Raw genomic sequence first — 17,793 nt, forward strand, 5'->3', positions numbered from 1 at the left:
GATTCAGGAGCATTGGATGAACAGGCAATTCAAACCGTATCCGTTCACGGCGAAGCAATACGCGGCGCGCGTGCCGCAACTGAAGCAGGGCGTCGACGCGAAGCGCCATGCGGTGACGATCGTCGGCGGCGGGCCGGTCGGTCTCGCGGTCGCGCTCGGTCTCGCGAATCACGGCGTGCCGTGCGTGCTGATCGAAGCGGACGATTCCGTGTGCTATGGCAGCCGCGCGATCTGCATTTCGCGTCGCAGCCTGGAGATCATCGAGCGGCTCGGCGCCGTCGACGGCTTTCTGAAGACGGGCTTGCCGTGGACGGGCGGACGCAGCTTCTATCGCGACACGGAAGTGCTGCACTTCACGATGCCGCAAGACGAAAACCAGAAGCTGCCGCCGATGGTCAATCTCGCGCAGTACCACATCGAACAGTTTCTGCTCGACGCGGCGGAGAAGCGCGCCGATCTGATCGATATCCGCTGGCAGACGCGCGTGAAGTCGATCGATTCGCGCGCCGACGGCGCGACGCTGCAACTCGCCACGCCCGATGGCGACTACGCGCTGGAAACCGACTGGGTCGTTGCCGCCGATGGCGGGCGCAGCACGATCCGCGAAGCGCTTGGCTTGCAGTTGCAGGGCACGAGCTACGAAGGCCGCTATGTGATCGTCGATATCGAATTGCAAAGCGATCGGCCGACGGAACGTCTCGCGTATTTCGATCCTTCGTCGAATCCGGGTTCGACCGTGCTCGTGCACAAGCAGCCCGACAACGTGTGGCGTATCGACTATCAGCTGCGCGACGGCGAGGACGCGGAGCAGGCAGTGAAGCCTGAAAACGTGATGCCGCGCGTGCAGAGCCTGCTCGACATGATGGGCGAGAAGGGCGAGTGGTCGCCCATCTGGATCACGATCTACAAGGCCAATGCGCTGACGCTCGAACGCTATCGACACGGCCGCGTGATGTTCGCGGGCGATGCTGCGCATCTCGTGCCCATCTTCGGTGTGCGCGGCGCGAATTCGGGTATTGACGATGCCGACAATCTCGCGTGGAAACTCGCGTTCGTCGTCAAGGGGCTTGCGTCGGCATCGCTGCTCGACAGCTATTCCGACGAGCGCGTCGCGGCCACGCACGAGAACCTGAGCTACGGCACGAAGAGCACCGAGTTCATGGCGCCGCCGTCGTTCGCGTTCGATCTGATGCGCAAAGCCGTGTTGAGTCTTGCCGTGAAGCATCCGGGCGTGCGCTCGCTGATCAATCCGCGGCAGACGTCGGCGATCACGTACGCGCATTCGCCGCTGAATGTCGCCGATGGCGATGCGTTTGCATCGGGGCCGGTGCCGGGCGCGGTGCTGGCGGAGTATCCGTTGACGATGGCGGAAGGCGGGCATGCGCGCGAAGCGCATCTGACCGATCTGGTCGGCGCGCGCTTTACTGCGTTGTATTTCAGCGAAGAGGGCGAGGTGCCCGACAGTCTCAACGCGCTCGTCCCCGCGCTGCGCGAGCGCGGCGTGCCGTTCAAGGTGGCGTCGCTCAGCGCGCGTTTGCATCCGCAAGCGAAGGGCGTGCACGCGTGGGATCACACCGGGCGCATCTTCGAGCGATACGACGCGCAGCCGGGCACGGTGTATCTGGTGCGTCCGGATGGACATGTGCTGGGACGCTGGCGCGCTGCGAGCGCCGCCGATATCGAAGCGGCGATCATGCGCGCATTGGCGTGATGCATTGGCTTGACGAACCGAATCAACGAAAGGAGAACGCGATGACCGAAGCAGAACTCGACGTCGTCTACACGCGGCTGTGCAAGACGATGACTCAACTCGGCGAGGGAAATGCGCCGCTGTTTCTCGCGCGCTTCGCGCTGCTCGCAATCGAGAAGATCGGCGATGCCGATGTGTCGTTGGGGTTGATCGACGCGGCAGGCGATGGAGCGGGTAGCTAGCGATACCTGTTTAGTGGAGACGACGCGCTGCTTGCGGCGCGTCCGTTTCACTCCGCTTCACGCTCTTCGCCAGTCTTTTCGCTTGCCGCCAGTTCCCTGATCAACGCATCGACAGCCACATACAGGTCGTCGACGACCTTCGCGCCGACCTGCTTCTCCAGCGCCTGATACTCCGCTTCCAGCAACGGCTTCATCCGCTCGACGACCTCCGCGCTCTGCGCCGTGAGCGACACGCGCACGCGCCGCTGATCGTCTTCGAAGCGCTCTTTCGTCACGTGGCCGAGATCTTCCATGCGTGCGAGCACGCCGGCGAGACTCGGACTCGAGATCGTGCACAGCGCGCACAATTGACGCGGCTCCAGCGGCCCGTTTTCGTGCAACGCACGAATGATGCGCCACTGCTGCTCGGTGAGTCCCTGCGCGGTCAGCAGCGGACGAAAGCGCGCCATCATAAGTTCGCGCGCACGCAGCAGCAGCATCGGCAGATTGCGATGCATCGCGTGCGGCGTGGCAGTATGAGAGTCAATGTGAGAGCGGGACGTCACCATCGATTCGATGCCTGAGAAAAGCGATTCGCTAGCATATAAGTAAATCGGCTTCGACGACAGCCGCGCACTACGGCTTTTCTTTAGGGCGCCTGGTATTTTCGAAGGCTTCGGCGGAATTTTGACGCTGGCTAGAATGAGGAAGTCGCGCGGCTGTGCAGTTGGAAAACAGGCCGACTGTCGCGTCCAGCCGACGAACGCGCCCAGGAGAAACCCTCGGAGGTATTTTCCCGACCGCGTGGTCGGTTTATTCTACGCAACCCGGCGTATTTTTTGAGATTGAGGACACCCGTGTACGTCCATCACCAGTTCTTCCACGATGCCGATGCGCACGCGGCCGCGCTGCGGGGCTGGGATCAGCGTTACGACCAGATCGGCTCGGGCGCGTTTCGCAGCGCGGTGAAGCAGATCGAGCTGGACGGCGTGCAGGTTTTCCACGAGTCGGCCAATCTGCGTGTCGTGCAGCGCGGACAGTTGCCCGTCAATCATATGACGTTTGGTATTCCGCTCGCGGGAGCGGGCGCGTTCTCGTTCGGCGGCGTGCGCATCGATCGCGGCGGCTTCGTGATGGCGCAAGGCGGCACGCCGTTCGAATTCCATTCGCCTGATGACATGGCGCTGATCGGCGTCGTCATCGATTCGGACATGCTGCAAGGCGTCGCCGATTGCGCGGGCGTCGATCTCGACGACAGCCTGTTTCGCCGGACCGTGATCGACATTCCGAATGCCGCGTGCACGCGCGCGGGCTTGCAACTCGCGACGCTGATCGAGCGCGTGCTCGCGCAGCCCGATGGTTTCAGCGATCTGCACGCGCAGACCGCGGTGCGCAATCAGGTGAACGAGGCGCTCGTCGATCTGCTCGCGTATCACGTGCCCACGTCATCGAACCGGCTGACGTATGCATGTCAGGCCGACATCGTGCGGCGCATTCATGACTTCGTGATCAACCATCCCGAAGAGCCGTTCGACATCCAGAGTCTCTGTACGCAATTGCGCGTGAGTCGGCGCACGGTGCAGAACAGCTTCCAGGCGGTCGTGCAAACCAATCCGCTGACCTACGTGCGGTCGTTGCGGCTCGCCCAGGTTCGGCGTCTGCTGCTCGACACGCGGCAGGCGGACCTGTCCGTCAGCGATGCCGCCGCGCAATGGGGCTTCGTGCATCTCGGGCATTTCGCCAATGCGTACAAGGCGCAGTTCGGCGAGTTGCCTTCGCACACGGCGCGCAGAACATCGCGCGTGAGCGTGGCGCGCTGAGCCTCCAGAAGGTCGGCATTCAATCGGAAAAAAAAATCCGCGTTCGCGAGAACGCGGATCTAAAGGCACGCTTGAGCGGAGACTGCAAGCGGCTTGATCGTCACACCCGTGACGAGGAGGTAGCCCGGATCGCGCTTACGCGTGGTTGTGCGCGGGATTGCGGCACACGCCCGCCTGCACGTTCGAATCGTTCCACGCGGAACCGAGGATGATGCTGCAGAAGTTCAGGCGTTTGTATTCCGGATCCTTCAGCGCGAGCACGTCGGCCTTGACGTTGCCGAACGTCGTCAGCGGCTTGTGCTTCGTGCCGTTCGCGAAGGCATCGATGATGTTTTCCTTGAAGCTCTCGCCGCGCGGATGCGCCGCGACGACCAGCTTGCGGTCTTCCGTCGAGAACTCGTCGTAGGCGAGACCCAGCACGTCCATTTCGACACCCGCCGTCACCAGCGCGACGACAGGCTTTTTGTACTGCGGGATGCCCGGCGTCGTATGCAGCGCGATCGCGTCCCACACCATGTCGATGTCGTTTTCGCCGATGCCATAGCCCTGCAGAAAATTGCGCGCGGCATTCGCGCCGTCCACTTCGAAGCGATCGTGCGCGCTGCTGTATTTCTCCATCAGACCCATGTCATGGAACATTGCGCCGATGTACAGCAACTCCGGGTCGTACTTCAGCTGCTTGCGCTCGCCCGTCAGCGCGCCGAACAGAAACACGCGACGCGAGTGGTGATAGAGCAGATCGGTCTCGGTGTCGCGCACCAGCTGCGTCGCTTCGCGCGCCATCTTGCTGTCGGGGATCTTGATGCCTGCGATGATTTCGCTCATTTGCGGTTCTCCAGAACTTGATCGACGGTGGCCGTTCGCTGTTTCGAAGTGTGCGATCGGCGGGTGATCAAAGTGTAGGGAGAGCCCCTGCGCGCGGCAAAAGCATTGATACGCGTGATGCTGCCAACCGCGCGCGGTTTTCTGCCAACCTCGCCGAGACGCGCTTGAGGTGAGGGTTTTCGGGAGACTCGCGTCGCGTCAGAGGCTGGCGAAATGGACTACGCCTGACGGTTCCGCGCGCGCACCGTGCGCGTGTACGACGCGATCATCGTCGCGAGTTCCTGCGCGGCGGGCGTGAGCGGCGCGGCGGCGCGCTGCAATACGCAGACGTCCTGCGCGGCGGCCCGCTCGCGCACATCGATCGTGGTCAACACGCGCGCGAACGGTCCGCGCTTCGTCACGACGGCCGCTTCGAGCGACAGGCAATCCGACTCGCTCACGAGATGCAGCGACTCGAACAGTCCTTCGACAGTCGAGACGATGCGCGGCGGCGCGAGACGATGACTCTTGAACAGATCGTTGAGCCGGTGCGCTTGCGGGTCATCGGTGAGATTGGGCGAGCGGGTCGCGATCCACGAGCAGTCCGCGAGTTCGGCCAGCGACTTCGCATTCGCCTTCGGATGACCGCGCCTGCATACGACGACGGGATCGGACGGATACAGCTTCGTCACGGAGAGATCGGTCGTGTCCGTGTGCTTCGCGACGAGCGCGACGGCGAAGTCGAGCGTGCCTTCGCGGATCCACTGAATCATCATCCGCGACGTGCCCGTGCGCATATGCACGTCGACGCGCGGAAAGCGCTCGCGAAACTCGGTCAGCACGGGCGCGCCGGCATCGATCAGCGGCTCGGTCGTCATGCCGAACGTGACCTGCCCCGCGTACTCGCCGCGCAGTTGCTGGGCTTCGTGTTCGGCGCGCGCGCATTCGCCGAGGATCGTCGCCGCCCGTTGCAGCATGCGTTGCCCGAGCGCGGTGAGCGCGATGCCGCGATTCGTGCGCGTGAAGAGCGTCGCACCGAGCATCGCCTCGAGATTCTGCAACTGCTGCGTGATGCCGCTTTGCGCGATGCCGAGTGCGCGCGACGCGGCGCGGATGCTGCCGTGCTCGGCGACGGCCGTGAAGACGCGGAGTTGTGAAATGGTCAGGGCCATTGTCGAAGGCGGCGCAGGTGGGTGATCGGTAAAAGTGATCATGATAGACAGATTTGCACTTTTTTGGATCACTGACGCATCGTAGGATCGATCGGAATTGCTCCTGTCACAGCCGATTAACAAGCCCCTTAAGCCCTCTAAGCCCTTTGGGTCCGTTAGCCATGAAGACTCCGCTGATCCTTCTCCTTGCTGCATTGGGTTTTGCCAGCCACGGCGCGTTCGCGCGCGACAACGACACAGTCCGTCTCGGCATCGACCCGACTTATCCGCCGATGGATGCGAAAGCGCCCGACGGCAGTCTCAAGGGTTTCGACGTCGATCTCGGCAATGAAATCTGCAAGCGCATTCACGCGCGCTGCGAGTGGGTCGAGCTGGAGTTCTCCGGCATGATTCCGGCGCTGCAGGCGCGCAAGATCGACGCGATCATGTCGTCGATGGCGATTACCGCGAAGCGCGAGCAGCAGATTCTGTTTTCGTCGAAGCTGTTCCAGTTCAAGTCGCGGCTGGTCGCGAAGCAGGGCTCGGGGCTGAACGGCAGCGCGCCCGCGACGCTGGCCGGCAAGCAGATCGGCGTTCAAACGGGCACGCAGTTCGAGTCGTTCGCGCAGTCGCACTGGGCGCCAGCCGGCGTGCACGTGGTCGCATACAAAGGCCAGGACGAAGTATTCAGCGATCTGGTCAACGGACGGCTGGACGGCGCGCTGCTCGGCACAGTCGAAGCCGACTACGGCTTCCTGCGCACGGCGCAAGGCAAGGGCTATTCATTCGTCGGCGAGCCGCTCGACATGGGCGATCGCGGTGTCGGCATCGGGCTGCGCAAGGACGAAACGGCGTTGCAGGCGTCGATCAATACGGCTATCGCCTCGATGCGCAAAGACGGCACCTACGCGCAGATCGCGCACAAGTATTTCGACTTCGATCCGTACGGTAACTGATCGGCTTATCTGATCGCGTTACCCATTTCGAACGACATCCAGAAGAGTCACATGAACAGGCAATCGATTCCGCTTCTCTCGCCCGCGGTCGGCACATCGCGCGAAGTCGTCGCGTTTCATTTCGGACCGCAAAACAGCGGGCAGAAGATCTATATCCAGGCATCGCTGCACGCCGACGAAACGCCCGCGATGCTGACGACGGTGCTGCTCAAGCGCCGTCTCGTCGAGCTTGAAGCGCAAGGCTTGCTGAACGTTGAAATTGTGCTCGTGCCTGTGGCAAATCCCGTCGGCCTCGCGCAGAACGTGCTTGGCCAGTTCCTCGGACGCTTCGAGGCGGGCAGCGGCAAAAACTTCAACCGGCATTTCATGCAGTTCACCCGGCTGCTGGATCGAGCGAAGGATCGTCTCGGCACCGACGCGCAGGAGAACCGCAAGCTGATCCGCGATCTGGTGCGCGAACAGATCGAAGCGCAAAAGCCGCTCACCGAATACGAATCGCTGCAACTCGCGTTGCTGAAGCTTTCTCATGACGCGGACGTCGTGATCGATCTGCATTGTTCGCTCGAAGCCGTGATGCACGTGTACACGAGCGAAGCGGGCTGGCCGGAAGTCGAGCCGCTCGCGCGCTATTTGCGCTCCGAAGCGTCGTTGCTCGCGACGGATTCGGGCGGTCAGGCGTTCGACGAGACACATAGCCTGTTGTGGTGGCACCTGCAGCAGAATATGCCCGCAGGCAAGCCGGTGCCGACGGGCACGGTCGCCGTGACGATCGAATGCCGCGGACAGCGCGACGTCTCGTACGAAGTCGCGCAGCAGGACGCCGATGCGCTCGTCGACTACCTGATTTATCGCAAGGCGATTGGAGGCAGCGCGCAGCCGCTGCCGGAACTGCCGACGCCTGCGACGCCGCTCGCGGGCAGCGAACAGTTCTATGCGCCCGTCAGCGGCATCCTCGTGCATCGCGTGAAGATCGGCGACTGGATTCGTGCGGGCGATGCACTGTTCGATATCGTCGATCCGTTGACGGATGAAACGACGACGATCACCAGCAACACCGAAGGCGTGCTCTACATGCGGCGCGCGATTCGTTTCGTGACGGCAGGCGCGCCGTTGGGTCGCGTGACGGGCACGAAGCCGATTCGCGCCGGCGTGCTGCTGGGCGCGTGATGTGACGTTAGCCGGCCAAGGGGGCGAGTTTAGGCGCATAAACTCTGCGGAGGGGTACCGCTCGCGCGGTTGTACACGCGCGCCTCGCGCACGCGGTTTAGGCGCATAAACTTCCCCGAGCGGAACCACCGAGCCACCGAGCCGACCAGCGCAGCGGCGCAAACAGACTTCGCGCCGCCAGCCGTATCACTACATCAAGCCACGTTGAACCGCGCAGCCGGTGTGCTGCGCGACAGGTTCGGTCCGAGGGCGGCACGCGCCGACTCGAATGTTTGCCAGTCGGCATAATCGGGCAGCGACGGAATCGTCGCGAGTTCGCCCTGGTCGAAACCGACGAGCGACGCGTCAACCATCTGTTCCGCCGACATCACGATGCCGCGCTCTTCGACGACTTCGATGGGCACGCCCGCTGCGTCCCAGAACTCCGTACGCGTCGCGCCCGGCAGCACGGCCTGCACCTTCACGCCCTTGCTCGCCAGCTCGTGATGCAGTGACTGCGTAAACGCCAGTACGAAGGCCTTTGTGCCGCCATAGACGCCATTCAGGATTTCCGGCGCAATCGCGACAATCGACGCGATGTTGATGATGTTGCCGCTAGCGCGCGCGACGAAGCCGGGAGCGATCGCATACGTGAGCCGCGTGAGCGCGACCACGTTCAGCTTGATCATCGACTCCATCTTGTCGACGTTCGAATCCAGCAGCGGCGAGGCGGCGCCGATGCCCGCGTTGTTCACCAGCATCGTGATGCTCGCGTCGGTGCGCAATACGTTTTCCACGCGGCGGATATCTGCGTCGTCGTTCAGGTCGGCGGCGACGATTTCCACCGAGCGGCCCGTTTCGTTCGAAATCCGCGTCGCCAGTTGTTCGAGGCGCGCGCGGTTGCGAGCGACCAGAATCAGATCGTAGCCACGGCGCGCGAGGCGGTCCGCGTAGATCGCCCCGATACCCGACGAGGCGCCCGTCACGACGGCCGTTCCGCGGTTCGCTGCTGCGGAATTGGAAGAGTTCGACATATCAATGCTCCTGAAATGAGTGGCGCAGGTGACTCCGCGTCGTCTGCATGAACGCCAGATTAAGTGCATACTCACACAGCCTCAATGTCGTAGATGCCACTTTTTCGGACATAACCGGAGCCAGGCCATGTTGCGTATCGGAATCGTTCTGTTCCCGGGTTTTCAGGTGATGAATCTCGGCATGACGAGCGTGCTGGAATTCGCCAACCGGGAGATGAGCGAGCCGCTATACGACTTCGTGTTGCTGTCCGAGCGTGGCGGCCCGGTGCCGTGCTCGTCCGGATTCGAGGTGTCGACGCAGCCTTTCGACGACAGCCGCTTCGACACGATTCTGGTTGTCGGCGATAACGACCTGCAGCCGTCGCCGCCATCGCTGATCGAGTTCCTGAAGCATTCGGCGCCGGCGGCGCGACGCGTCGCGGCCGCCTGCACGGGCGCCTTTCATCTGGCGGAAGCGGGTTTGCTCGACGGCCGGCGCGCCACGACGCACTGGTACTACGCGGCGGACATGCGCAAACGTTATCCGGGCGTGAAAGTGGAGGAGGACCGCATCTTCATCATCGACAACGACGTGTGGACGTCGGCGGGCATGACGGCGTGCATCGATCTCGCGCTCGCGTTCGTCGAGAAGGACGCGGGCGTGGAGCTCGCGCGCCACGTCGCGCGCAAGCTCGTCGTGTATCACCGTCGCGCGGGCGGGCAATCGCAGTTTTCGGCGCTGCTGGAACTCGAACCGAAATCCGACCGCATCCAGACGGCGCTGTCGTACGCGCGGCGCAATCTGAATACGCCGCTTTCCGTCGAACAGCTCGCCGACGCCGCGCATCTGAGCCCGCGCCAGTTCACGCGTGCATTCAGGGAGGAAACGGGACAGACACCCGCGAAGGCTGTCGAGCGGCTACGCGTCGAAGCGGCGCGGCTGATGCTCGAGACGGGGCGGCATGGCGTCGATGTCGTCGCACGCGACGTGGGCTTCGGGGATCGCGAGCGGATGCGCCGGGCCTTTCTGCGTGCATTCGGTCAGCCGCCGCAAGCGGTTCAACGGATGACGCGCGGCATCGAATGAATGATTTAAAGCTTTGGTAAGCAAGTGTAATTTACCGATTTTCGCTGAGGAGCCCGGAGCTTAAAGGCTTCAGCAAAGCGCGCGAGAAACGAATTAAATATTGACTAAAGATTTTCCTTGAGTGGTCCGTAATAGGACGGGTCTGGGACGCCGGCGCGACGCAACGGTCATTGCGTGAGTCGGGCAATTCTTCCCGATACACGTGGCGTCAAGGTCAGGCGCCCTCCAGAACCCCGAAGGAAAATCTCACAGATGAAAAGGCTGTTGGTCACGCTTGCGGCGGGCTTCGCGCTGTCCGCGCCCGTCGCTCAGGCTCACGAAATTTATGGTCAGGTCGGCACGGAGGGCGTCGGTATCGGCTTCTCCGAACCGCTCGGCACGCGCGATAACATCCGCGCCGAATTCAACGGCTTCGCGCTCTCACACAACTTCAGCGCGGGCGGCCTGAACTACGACGGCAAGGCCCAGATCTATCACGGCGGCCTGTACCTCGACTTCTTCCCGGCGCCCGCCACGGTGCCGTTCCGCTTCACGGCGGGCATGATCATCGGCGGCGACAACGTGTCGGGCGATGCGAACAGCCCGAGCGGCACCGTCGACATCAACGGCACCAACTATCCGACGAATGGCGAGACCGTGCATGCGAAGGCCAGGTATCCGACCGTGCGTCCGTATATCGGCATCGGCTTCGGTCACACGCCCATCGCGCAGAAGGGCTTCTCGGCATTCTTCGATGCAGGCGTGACGTATGGCCGGCCGCACGTGACGCTCGACGTTCCCGCGGACATCGTTGCCGAAGCCGGGCAGGCGAACGTCGACGCGGAACGTCAGGCGCTGCAGGACAAGGCCGACAAGTGGCGCTGGTATCCGATCGTGAAAGTCGGCGTGACGTACCGCTTCTGATCGTCACGTAGCCGCAAATAAAAACGGCTCGCCATTGGTCATGGCGAGCCGTTTTTGTCATTTCGCGCGACGTCAGATGTTCAGCTTCGACACCTTGGTGCCAGACAGCGACACGTCGCCCATCAGCCCCGAGTTGGTCATGACGATTGCTTCGACAGGCGCGGTGGCCGTCGATGTATCGATCGCACCATTCGCGCCGACCTTGATGAGCGCCACCGACGCATCGACGCCCGCCGACCAGCCCTTCGCTTTCTGGAAGGTGTCGAGCGCGTCCTGCGTCATGAAGAGGAAGATGACGGCCTTCGACTGCGCGCCCGCCGTGAGGCCGAACGATCCGGAGACCGTGCTGTAGTAGCCCGCCGTGGTGCCGCCGATGCGCAGCGAGCCTTCGCCGTACTGTCCACCGACGATGAAACCGACCTGCAACACGGAAGGAAACACGAGCACGCCGCGCGCCTTGCCGATTAGTTCGCGCGAACCCTGCACCGACGTATAGAGTTTCGCGAGCGCACCATCGACGCTGGCGTCGATCGACTGCCGTTTGGACATGTCCGTCGCGGCGGATTCTCCGCTGCTCTTGGTGGTCGTGCAGCCCGACATCAGCAGACCGCCATATGCGAGTGCAGCAACACTTGCTGTCACGAAGTGTCTTCTTTGCATTGTCGTTCTCCGTCTGTGAAGCAATGGAAGGGGAAATGCACGTTTGCACGCGTGATCTCGCGCAAGCGCAACAGCTACGCTTTCTCCACCAATATCAGAAACGTATTGCGGTTGTGAAGTGCGGTGCCCAATTTGTTTTCGTGCGAATGCAATTCGGAACGCGGATGCGGCGTCGAACGGCGCGAGTGTGTCGCTATGTGAAACGGCGCGCGCGATCGTTGCGAAGCGCAGCGCAATCCGTGCGTTCGCAGAGAACAAAAAAAGCCGCATGCTTCTTTCGAAGCATGCGGCCGAACACACGACAACGCATCAGTACGCGCTGCGCGTGCTTACTTCATTTTCGACACCACGCCGGGAATCGCCTCGCTGGCGGGCAGCGCTTCGTCGATCGACGCACGTCCGCCGTCGCGGAAGAACGCCTGTTCGGCCGCCTTGTTCAGCACGAGCACGCTGATGCGGCGGTTGGTTGGTTCGTCGGCGACGTTCGCATTGAGCGGCAGCACGTCCGCGAGACCGCGTACCTGCAACAGCTTGTCTTCGCGCATGCCGCCCGCGACCAGCGCGCGCCGCGCCGCGTTCGCGCGTTCCGACGACAGCTCCCAGTTCGAATAGCCCGCTGGACCGTTCGCGTACGTGACGGCGTCCGTGTGGCCCGCAATCGAAATGCGGTTGTCGACATCGTTCAGCGACGCGCCGATCTGCGTGAGAATCGCGACGGCATAGGTCTGCAGTTTCGCGCTGCCCGTGGCGAACATCGGGCGCTTCAGCGAATCGACGATCTCGATGCGCAAGCCTTCGTTCGTGATCGAGATGCGGATCTGATCCTTGAACGCCTTCAACGCAGGCGTTTCTTCGATCAGCGCCGACAGCTTCGCCTTCAGCTGTTCGAGACGCGCGGTGTCGTTGGGCGCCATCGTCGCCTGCGTGAGCGTCGGCTTCGCGGGCTCCTGCTGCGATTTCTTGCCGTCGCCGGGACGCGTGTCGGAGATGTCGCGGCCGCCGCCCTGAATCACGTTCGGGCGCGCAGCCGCCGTGCCTTCGTTGCCGCCGAGCAAGCTCGACAGCGGCGTATTGAAGTAATCCTCGATGCCCTGCTTGTCGTACTTCGACGTCGAGCCGAGCAGCCACATCAAGAGGAAGAACGCCATCATTGCGGTCACGAAGTCCGCGTAGGCGATCTTCCATGCGCCGCCGTGGTGCCCGCCGTGCCCGTCGCCCTTCTTCGAGCGGCGCACGATCACGGGCGCGGCCTTTTCGCTCGCTTCTTCGCTGCGGGGTCGTCTTTCCGCCATGCCGTTCTCCTTCCTTCGCTAACTGGCTAACGTCAGGCCGACTTCGGCATCTTGGTGGCGCGCACGGCGTCGTCGAGCTCCTGGAAGCTCGGGCGGTCCGCCGTGAACAGCACCTTGCGGCCGAATTCGACGGCGACGGGCGGCGCGTAGCCGGACAGCGACGCAAGCAGCACGGCCTTCACGCACTGGAACGGCTTGGCTTCCGCGCGGCCCTTCGCATTTAGCAGGTCGGCGACCGGGCCGATGAAACCGTACGCGAGCAGAATGCCGAGGAACGTGCCGACCAGCGCGCCCGCGATCATCTCGCCGAGCACGGCGGGCGGCGCGCCGACCGAGCCCATCGTGTGCACGACACCCATCACGGCCGCGACGATGCCGAATGCGGGCAGCCCGTCAGCCATCTTCTGGATCGCGTTCGCAGGCACCGACGACTCGGCGTGGTGCGTCTCCAGCTCTTCGTCCATCAGATCCTGCATCTCGAGCACGTTCACGTTGCCCGTCGACATCATCCGCAGATAATCGACGATGAAATCGAGCAGATGATGGTCTTTCAGAACGTGCGAATATTTCTGGAAGAGCACGCTTTCTTCCGGCGCATTCACGTCGGCTTCGAGCGCCATCATGCCTTCCTTGCGCGCTTTTTGAAGCAGCTCATAAAGCAGCGCAATCAGTTCCAGATAAATTTCTTTCGAATAGGCGCCGCCCTTGAAACATCCGGGCAAAGCCTTAATGGTTTTCTTCAGCACCGAAACGGGATTACTGACGACGAACGCGCCGATCGCCGCGCCGAAAATGCACAGCAGTTCGAACGGCTGCAACAGCGCGGGCAAATGGCCGCCCACTCCCACGAAGCTTCCGATCACCGAGCCGATGACCAGTACCCAACCGATAGCGACAAACATGGACCCTCTCCAATTTTGAGCACCTGCGGCACGCACATGAACCGGCAGGTTTTACTGCTGGAATTGCGTGCCGTTTTGTTAATTCCGTGAAGGTGGTAACGGCTGGAGAAGCGGTGCGCTGAAGTGCGGGCAAAGCCCGATCAGGAAAATATTTTTATCGATTCGCTATGGATCGATAATTCGGTTATTTTTACCAGCGTCGTTTTTACCGAATGTCGATTTAAAACGGATAATGGCTCGCGGTCGGCAAAATGTTTGAAATCTTGAGTATGTAATAAAAAATAAATGCGCCGCTCGCCGAGTTGCCGCAATCGGTTTCGACCCCTCCTGTACTCAGGGCAGTCCATGCGTGCGGCGATTGGGCGTCCAATCGCCTCACGGTTTGAGTCGATTGGGCGGGTAATCGACTCAACGTCGGATCACTGCCCCCGCGTTCAGCACACGTCATTCACTGCGACACAGCGGCCGCGGCCGATGCCGGCGATGCGGCAACAGCGGGCACATCGTCGAGCAGCGCAGCCGCAGCCGCGGCATCGTCGTGCGCGGTGGTTTGGGTTGAAACGGGCGCGGCGGCCGACGCGATCGGCGTCGGCGTCGGCGCGGCACCAGGCGCGGCGTGTTCTTTCGCGGGCGCGGGCATGATCACTGGCGCGGGATTCCCGCCCGGCGTGGTCGACATCGGCGTGACGACCAGCGCGGGCGCGGGAGCGGGCGCCGGCAGTTGCGTCGCCTCGACGCTATTGCCGGGCACGGGCGCGCTGCGCACCACGTTCTCCAGATAATGGCGGATCAGATTGAAGAAGCCGTCGTAGAACTTGCCCGACTGGATGGTTTCGCTGGAAATCTTCACCATCGCGTCGCTGTTCTGGCGGATGGGCAGCGACAACGAGCCGAGCACACTCAGCCCGACGCTAGCCGACGTGTCGCTTTTCTTCAGCGCGTAGCCGCTCTGCACCGCGTTCGCATAGACGATGCTGCTGTTGGTCGCGTCGTCGCCCGCCGTGCAGACGATATGGAATTCGACCGTGAAATGCGAGTCGCTGGCGGGCTGGAAATTCTTGCTGGCGTCGACGGTATCGGGGCGCACCAGCGTCGTCATGTAACCCTGGCTCAACAGCGCGCGGCGTGCGCCTTCGCAGGCCTCCGTACTCGTCACCTGAAACGTGCGCGTGTACGGGCTCGCGCCGCTGCTGACGAAGTCTTCCTGCAGTTTCGCCTTCGGCGGCGTCGAGCACGCGCCGAGCGCGGCAAGCACGGGCAGGGTCAACGCGAGGGCGGCACGGGAGGAGCGGCTGAACATGATGAAGAAGCGGACAACAGGACGGCAAGCATTGTAGTGCGGTTTGACGGCAAGCCGTTATTACGTCGACAGACGCTGTCGCACGGCGCGGCGGCGCGCGAAACGGGGCGCGGACGCTCGCCCGTGCCGCACAAGGCGCGAACGCCGCCGCCGCATCTCTTACGAACTATTTCAGCGGCGCGGCGTTTCAGCCCGGTTCAGCTCAGCTTCAACTGACCCAGCTCTGCGCCGTGCGCGGCAGATCGATGGTAAACACGGTGCCGATGACATCGTCCGACTTGCCCGTGATCTTGCCGCCATGCATGTGCACGATCTTGTGCACGATGTGCAGCCCAAGGCCGAGCCCTTCGCGCGACCGTTCGCCCGCATTGCTCGATCCGAACGGCTCGAACAGGTGCGGCAGCACGGCGGCCGGAATCGCGCCGCGATTGCCGACCGTCAATCTGAGCCGGTTCGGCTCTTCAGCATCGACGTCGACGGTAATCGGGCCGTCGTGCGCGCCGTGATGCAGCGCGTTGCTGATCAGATTCGAAATGGCTTGCCACAGCAGGTCTGTGTCCCAGTTGCCCGTCGTGTTGCCGCGCGACGTGAACGCGATCTGGCCCGCGCGCTCATGGGTCGCGAATTCTTCGATCACACCGCGGCACAGCGTAGCAAGTTCGCTCGGGCGCGGCTGCAGCTGCATGCGGCCGCCTTGCAGCCGCGCGAGATTGAGCAGCTGATGCACCATCCGCGACATGCGCAGCGAACTATTCCGGATGCGCCCCGCGACGGTCGCGGCTTGCTCGTCGGGCGCATTGCGCACCAGATATTCCGCCGACGCCAGCACCGTGCCCAGCGGCGTGCGCAGGTCGTGGCCGAGCACGGCCATCAGCATTTCGTTCGCTTCGAGCAGCTGGCGCGTGGCCAGCAGCTGATCCGCGAGTTGCCGCTTGTGTTGCTCCAACTGCACGAACACGTCGACCTTCGATTGCAGGATGCGCGGGTCGAACGGCTTGTGCAGGAAGTCGACGGCACCCGCTTCGTAGCCGCGAAACGTGCGCGATGCATCTTCCGTCGTGGCCGTCAGAAAGATGATGGGTACATGCGACGTGCGCGGGCTGCCGCGCATCAGCGACGCGAGTTCGAAGCCGTTCATGCCGGGCATGTTGACGTCGAGAATCGCGAGCGCGGCTTCATGCTTGAGCAGCAGGTCGAGCGCGTCCGTCCCGGAGTTCGCGACCAGCAGTTCGACGCCCGGGCGCGCCAGCAGCGCTTCGAGCGCCGTGATGTTATGCGCGATGTCGTCGACGATCAGAATGTTGACGGGTGAATTCCTCATGTCATCGTTCTAGTGTGAGGCGGCAAACCGGCGAGCCGCCGGGCCATCTGGGTTGGAGAAAGCACTTCGTCGGCGGCGCCGCGTGCGATGGCCGCGCGCGGCATCTGCGATGAGACGGCCGTTTCCGGGTCTTGCACCCAGGTGAAGCCGCCCATCGCACGGATCACTTCGAGGCCGTGCGCGCCGTCGTCGTTGGCGCCCGACAGCAGGATGCCGAGCAGCCGTTCGCGGTAGACGTGCGCGGCGGATTCGAACAGCACGTCGATGGACGGCCGCGAATAGCGCACCGACGAATCGATCGATAGCGCGATCGTGCGGTCGTCGTCGACCAGCATGTGATAGCCGGGCGGTGCGAGATACACGCGTCCCGGCAGCACGGGCTCGCCCGCGTCCGGCTCGGTGACGCTCAGCACGCAGCGATAGCCGAGCGTTTCAGCGAGGCAGCTGGGCGAATGCGGCGGCACATGCGTGACGATCAGCACGGCGATCCCAAACGACGCCGGCAGCGCGGGCAGCAGCACGTTCAACGCGTCGATGCCGCCCGCCGACGCACCGATCGCGACTGCATCGAACGCGCGCGTTTCCATCGGCGTGACGTCGCCCGGTGGAGAAGGTCGGCGAGATGTGTTCATACGCGTCGAAATCGATCGTTCGATGTTGAAAGTCTCTGCAGTCTAGCGTTTCTGATAGATGCGCTCGCGCTCACGAAATTCGTCGAAGGCATCGTACTGATTCGAAAAGCGCAGACTCTCCTTGCTCCCGAGGCCGAGGAAACCGCGCCGCACCAGCGTGTCCCTGAAGAGCCCGAGCGCGCGATCCTGCAAGCCGCGGTCGAAATAGATCAGAACATTGCGGCACGACACGAGGTGCGCTTCGAGAAACACTTCATCCGTCGACAGGCTGTGATCCGCGAACACCACGCGCTCCTTTAGCGAGCCGGCGAAGCGCGCGCCGCTGTACGCCGCGTGATAGTAGTCCGCGAGCGAACGCGTGCCGCCCGCGGCCAGATAGTTGCGCGTGAAGCCCGCGATCCGGTCGAGCGCGTAAATGCCCGCTTCGGCGCGCGCGAGTGCATCGGGATTGATGTCGGTCGCGTAGAACAGCGTGCGTTCGGTGAGTCCCGCTTCGTCGAACAGGATTTTCAGCGACCACAGTTCCTCGCCTGTGCTGCACCCCGCTACCCATACCTTGATCGACGGATAGGTCTGCAGCACGGGCAGCACATGGTTGCGCAGCGCCAGAAAGTAGGCCGGGTCGCGGAACATGTCGCTGACCTGCACCGTGAGGTAATGGAACAGCCGCACAAAGTCCGGCTCGCTGCGCATGATCCTGTCCTGCAGTTGCGACAGCGTCGCGACGCCGAATTCTTCGAGCGCCTGCCCGAGACGTCGCCGCAGCGACGACATCGAGTAATGCCGGAAGTCGTGCTGGTATTTCAGATAGATCGCTTCCAGCAGCAGCTTCAGCTCGATGTCGAAATCGTGCAGACGTTGCGGCGAATCGTCGTACGTGAGACGGCTCATGACG

General features: G+C 62.9%; 18 protein-coding genes. 7 read left to right on the forward strand and 11 right to left on the reverse strand.

The window, feature by feature from the left end; translation table 11 throughout:
- The first annotated feature begins 16 nt into the window (after nucleotides 1–16).
- Together FRZ40_RS23070 and FRZ40_RS23075 are read left to right on the forward strand one after the other, a co-directional pair.
- A complete protein-coding gene (locus FRZ40_RS23070; protein ID WP_147235698.1) occupies nucleotides 17–1,711 on the forward strand; it encodes an FAD-dependent oxidoreductase in 1,695 nt (564 codons plus the stop codon).
- A gap of 41 nt (nucleotides 1,712–1,752) precedes the next feature.
- Nucleotides 1,753–1,932, forward strand: a complete 180-nt coding sequence (locus tag FRZ40_RS23075) for a hypothetical protein (RefSeq protein WP_147235699.1) — start codon at nucleotides 1,753–1,755, stop codon at nucleotides 1,930–1,932.
- A 47-nt stretch (nucleotides 1,933–1,979) separates the two neighbouring features.
- Here the strand turns inward: FRZ40_RS23075 and hpaR are convergent, their stop codons facing one another.
- Nucleotides 1,980–2,429 (reverse strand): homoprotocatechuate degradation operon regulator HpaR, encoded by a 450-nt coding sequence (gene hpaR / locus FRZ40_RS23080; protein ID WP_167528686.1) that lies wholly within the window; start codon nucleotides 2,427–2,429, stop codon nucleotides 1,980–1,982.
- Nucleotides 2,430–2,768: 339 nt separating this feature from the next.
- Here hpaR and FRZ40_RS23085 point away from each other — a divergent pair, with 339 nt between their 5' ends.
- Nucleotides 2,769–3,731, forward strand: a complete 963-nt coding sequence (locus FRZ40_RS23085) for a helix-turn-helix domain-containing protein (protein ID WP_028366844.1) — start codon at nucleotides 2,769–2,771, stop codon at nucleotides 3,729–3,731.
- A gap of 135 nt (nucleotides 3,732–3,866) precedes the next feature.
- Here the strand turns inward: FRZ40_RS23085 and FRZ40_RS23090 are convergent, their stop codons facing one another.
- Nucleotides 3,867–4,556 carry an HD domain-containing protein gene (locus FRZ40_RS23090; protein WP_147235701.1) on the reverse strand — a complete coding sequence of 230 codons (690 nt, stop codon included), beginning with the start codon at nucleotides 4,554–4,556 and terminating at the stop codon, nucleotides 3,867–3,869.
- Nucleotides 4,557–4,774: 218 nt separating this feature from the next.
- A complete protein-coding gene (locus FRZ40_RS23095; RefSeq protein ID WP_147236765.1) occupies nucleotides 4,775–5,707 on the reverse strand; it encodes a LysR substrate-binding domain-containing protein in 933 nt (310 codons plus the stop codon).
- Nucleotides 5,708–5,868: 161 nt separating this feature from the next.
- Between FRZ40_RS23095 and FRZ40_RS23100 the strand changes: the two genes are divergently transcribed.
- Together FRZ40_RS23100 and FRZ40_RS23105 are read left to right on the forward strand one after the other, a co-directional pair.
- Nucleotides 5,869–6,642, forward strand: a complete 774-nt coding sequence (locus FRZ40_RS23100) for a transporter substrate-binding domain-containing protein (RefSeq protein ID WP_147235702.1) — start codon at nucleotides 5,869–5,871, stop codon at nucleotides 6,640–6,642.
- Between the two features lie 51 nt (nucleotides 6,643–6,693).
- Entirely contained in the window at nucleotides 6,694–7,809 is a 1,116-nt protein-coding gene (locus FRZ40_RS23105) for a succinylglutamate desuccinylase/aspartoacylase family protein (protein ID WP_147235703.1), read from the forward strand.
- A 194-nt stretch (nucleotides 7,810–8,003) separates the two neighbouring features.
- On the opposite strand, the gene FRZ40_RS23110 is transcribed toward FRZ40_RS23105, so the two are convergent.
- Nucleotides 8,004–8,822, reverse strand: coding sequence for an SDR family NAD(P)-dependent oxidoreductase (locus tag FRZ40_RS23110; protein ID WP_147235704.1), 819 nt, complete (start codon nucleotides 8,820–8,822; stop codon nucleotides 8,004–8,006).
- 127 nt (nucleotides 8,823–8,949) lie between these two features.
- On the opposite strand from FRZ40_RS23110, the gene FRZ40_RS23115 reads away from it, so the two are divergent.
- Nucleotides 8,950–9,888: a GlxA family transcriptional regulator gene (locus FRZ40_RS23115; protein WP_147235705.1), complete on the forward strand. Its 939-nt coding sequence runs from the start codon at nucleotides 8,950–8,952 to the stop codon at nucleotides 9,886–9,888.
- A 252-nt stretch (nucleotides 9,889–10,140) separates the two neighbouring features.
- A complete protein-coding gene (locus FRZ40_RS23120; RefSeq protein ID WP_028366851.1) occupies nucleotides 10,141–10,791 on the forward strand; it encodes a hypothetical protein in 651 nt (216 codons plus the stop codon).
- A gap of 72 nt (nucleotides 10,792–10,863) precedes the next feature.
- On the opposite strand, the gene FRZ40_RS23125 is transcribed toward FRZ40_RS23120, so the two are convergent.
- The 7 genes from FRZ40_RS23125 to FRZ40_RS23155 form a co-directional block, all read right to left on the reverse strand.
- Nucleotides 10,864–11,451: a BPSL1445 family SYLF domain-containing lipoprotein gene (locus FRZ40_RS23125; protein ID WP_147235706.1), complete on the reverse strand. Its 588-nt coding sequence runs from the start codon at nucleotides 11,449–11,451 to the stop codon at nucleotides 10,864–10,866.
- A 329-nt stretch (nucleotides 11,452–11,780) separates the two neighbouring features.
- On the reverse strand, nucleotides 11,781–12,743 hold the full coding sequence (motB, locus tag FRZ40_RS23130; protein ID WP_147235707.1) for a flagellar motor protein MotB: 963 nt from the start codon (nucleotides 12,741–12,743) through the stop codon (nucleotides 11,781–11,783).
- Nucleotides 12,744–12,775: 32 nt separating this feature from the next.
- Nucleotides 12,776–13,645, reverse strand: coding sequence for a flagellar motor stator protein MotA (gene motA / locus FRZ40_RS23135; protein WP_147235708.1), 870 nt, complete (start codon nucleotides 13,643–13,645; stop codon nucleotides 12,776–12,778).
- A 448-nt stretch (nucleotides 13,646–14,093) separates the two neighbouring features.
- Nucleotides 14,094–14,945, reverse strand: coding sequence for a DUF2242 domain-containing protein (locus FRZ40_RS23140; protein ID WP_147235709.1), 852 nt, complete (start codon nucleotides 14,943–14,945; stop codon nucleotides 14,094–14,096).
- A gap of 208 nt (nucleotides 14,946–15,153) precedes the next feature.
- Nucleotides 15,154–16,266: a hybrid sensor histidine kinase/response regulator gene (locus tag FRZ40_RS23145; RefSeq protein WP_028366856.1), complete on the reverse strand. Its 1,113-nt coding sequence runs from the start codon at nucleotides 16,264–16,266 to the stop codon at nucleotides 15,154–15,156.
- Nucleotides 16,263–16,853 carry a chemotaxis protein CheB gene (locus FRZ40_RS23150; protein WP_081767506.1) on the reverse strand — a complete coding sequence of 197 codons (591 nt, stop codon included), beginning with the start codon at nucleotides 16,851–16,853 and terminating at the stop codon, nucleotides 16,263–16,265. Before FRZ40_RS23150 ends, FRZ40_RS23145 begins: the two co-directional genes overlap by 4 nt.
- 87 nt (nucleotides 16,854–16,940) lie before the next feature.
- Entirely contained in the window at nucleotides 16,941–17,789 is an 849-nt protein-coding gene (locus tag FRZ40_RS23155; RefSeq protein WP_028366858.1) for a CheR family methyltransferase, read from the reverse strand.
- Nucleotides 17,790–17,793: the final 4 nt, after the last annotated feature.

It is taken from the genome of Paraburkholderia azotifigens, from assembly GCF_007995085.1.
GTDB classification, from domain to species: Bacteria; Pseudomonadota; Gammaproteobacteria; order Burkholderiales; family Burkholderiaceae; genus Paraburkholderia; species Paraburkholderia azotifigens.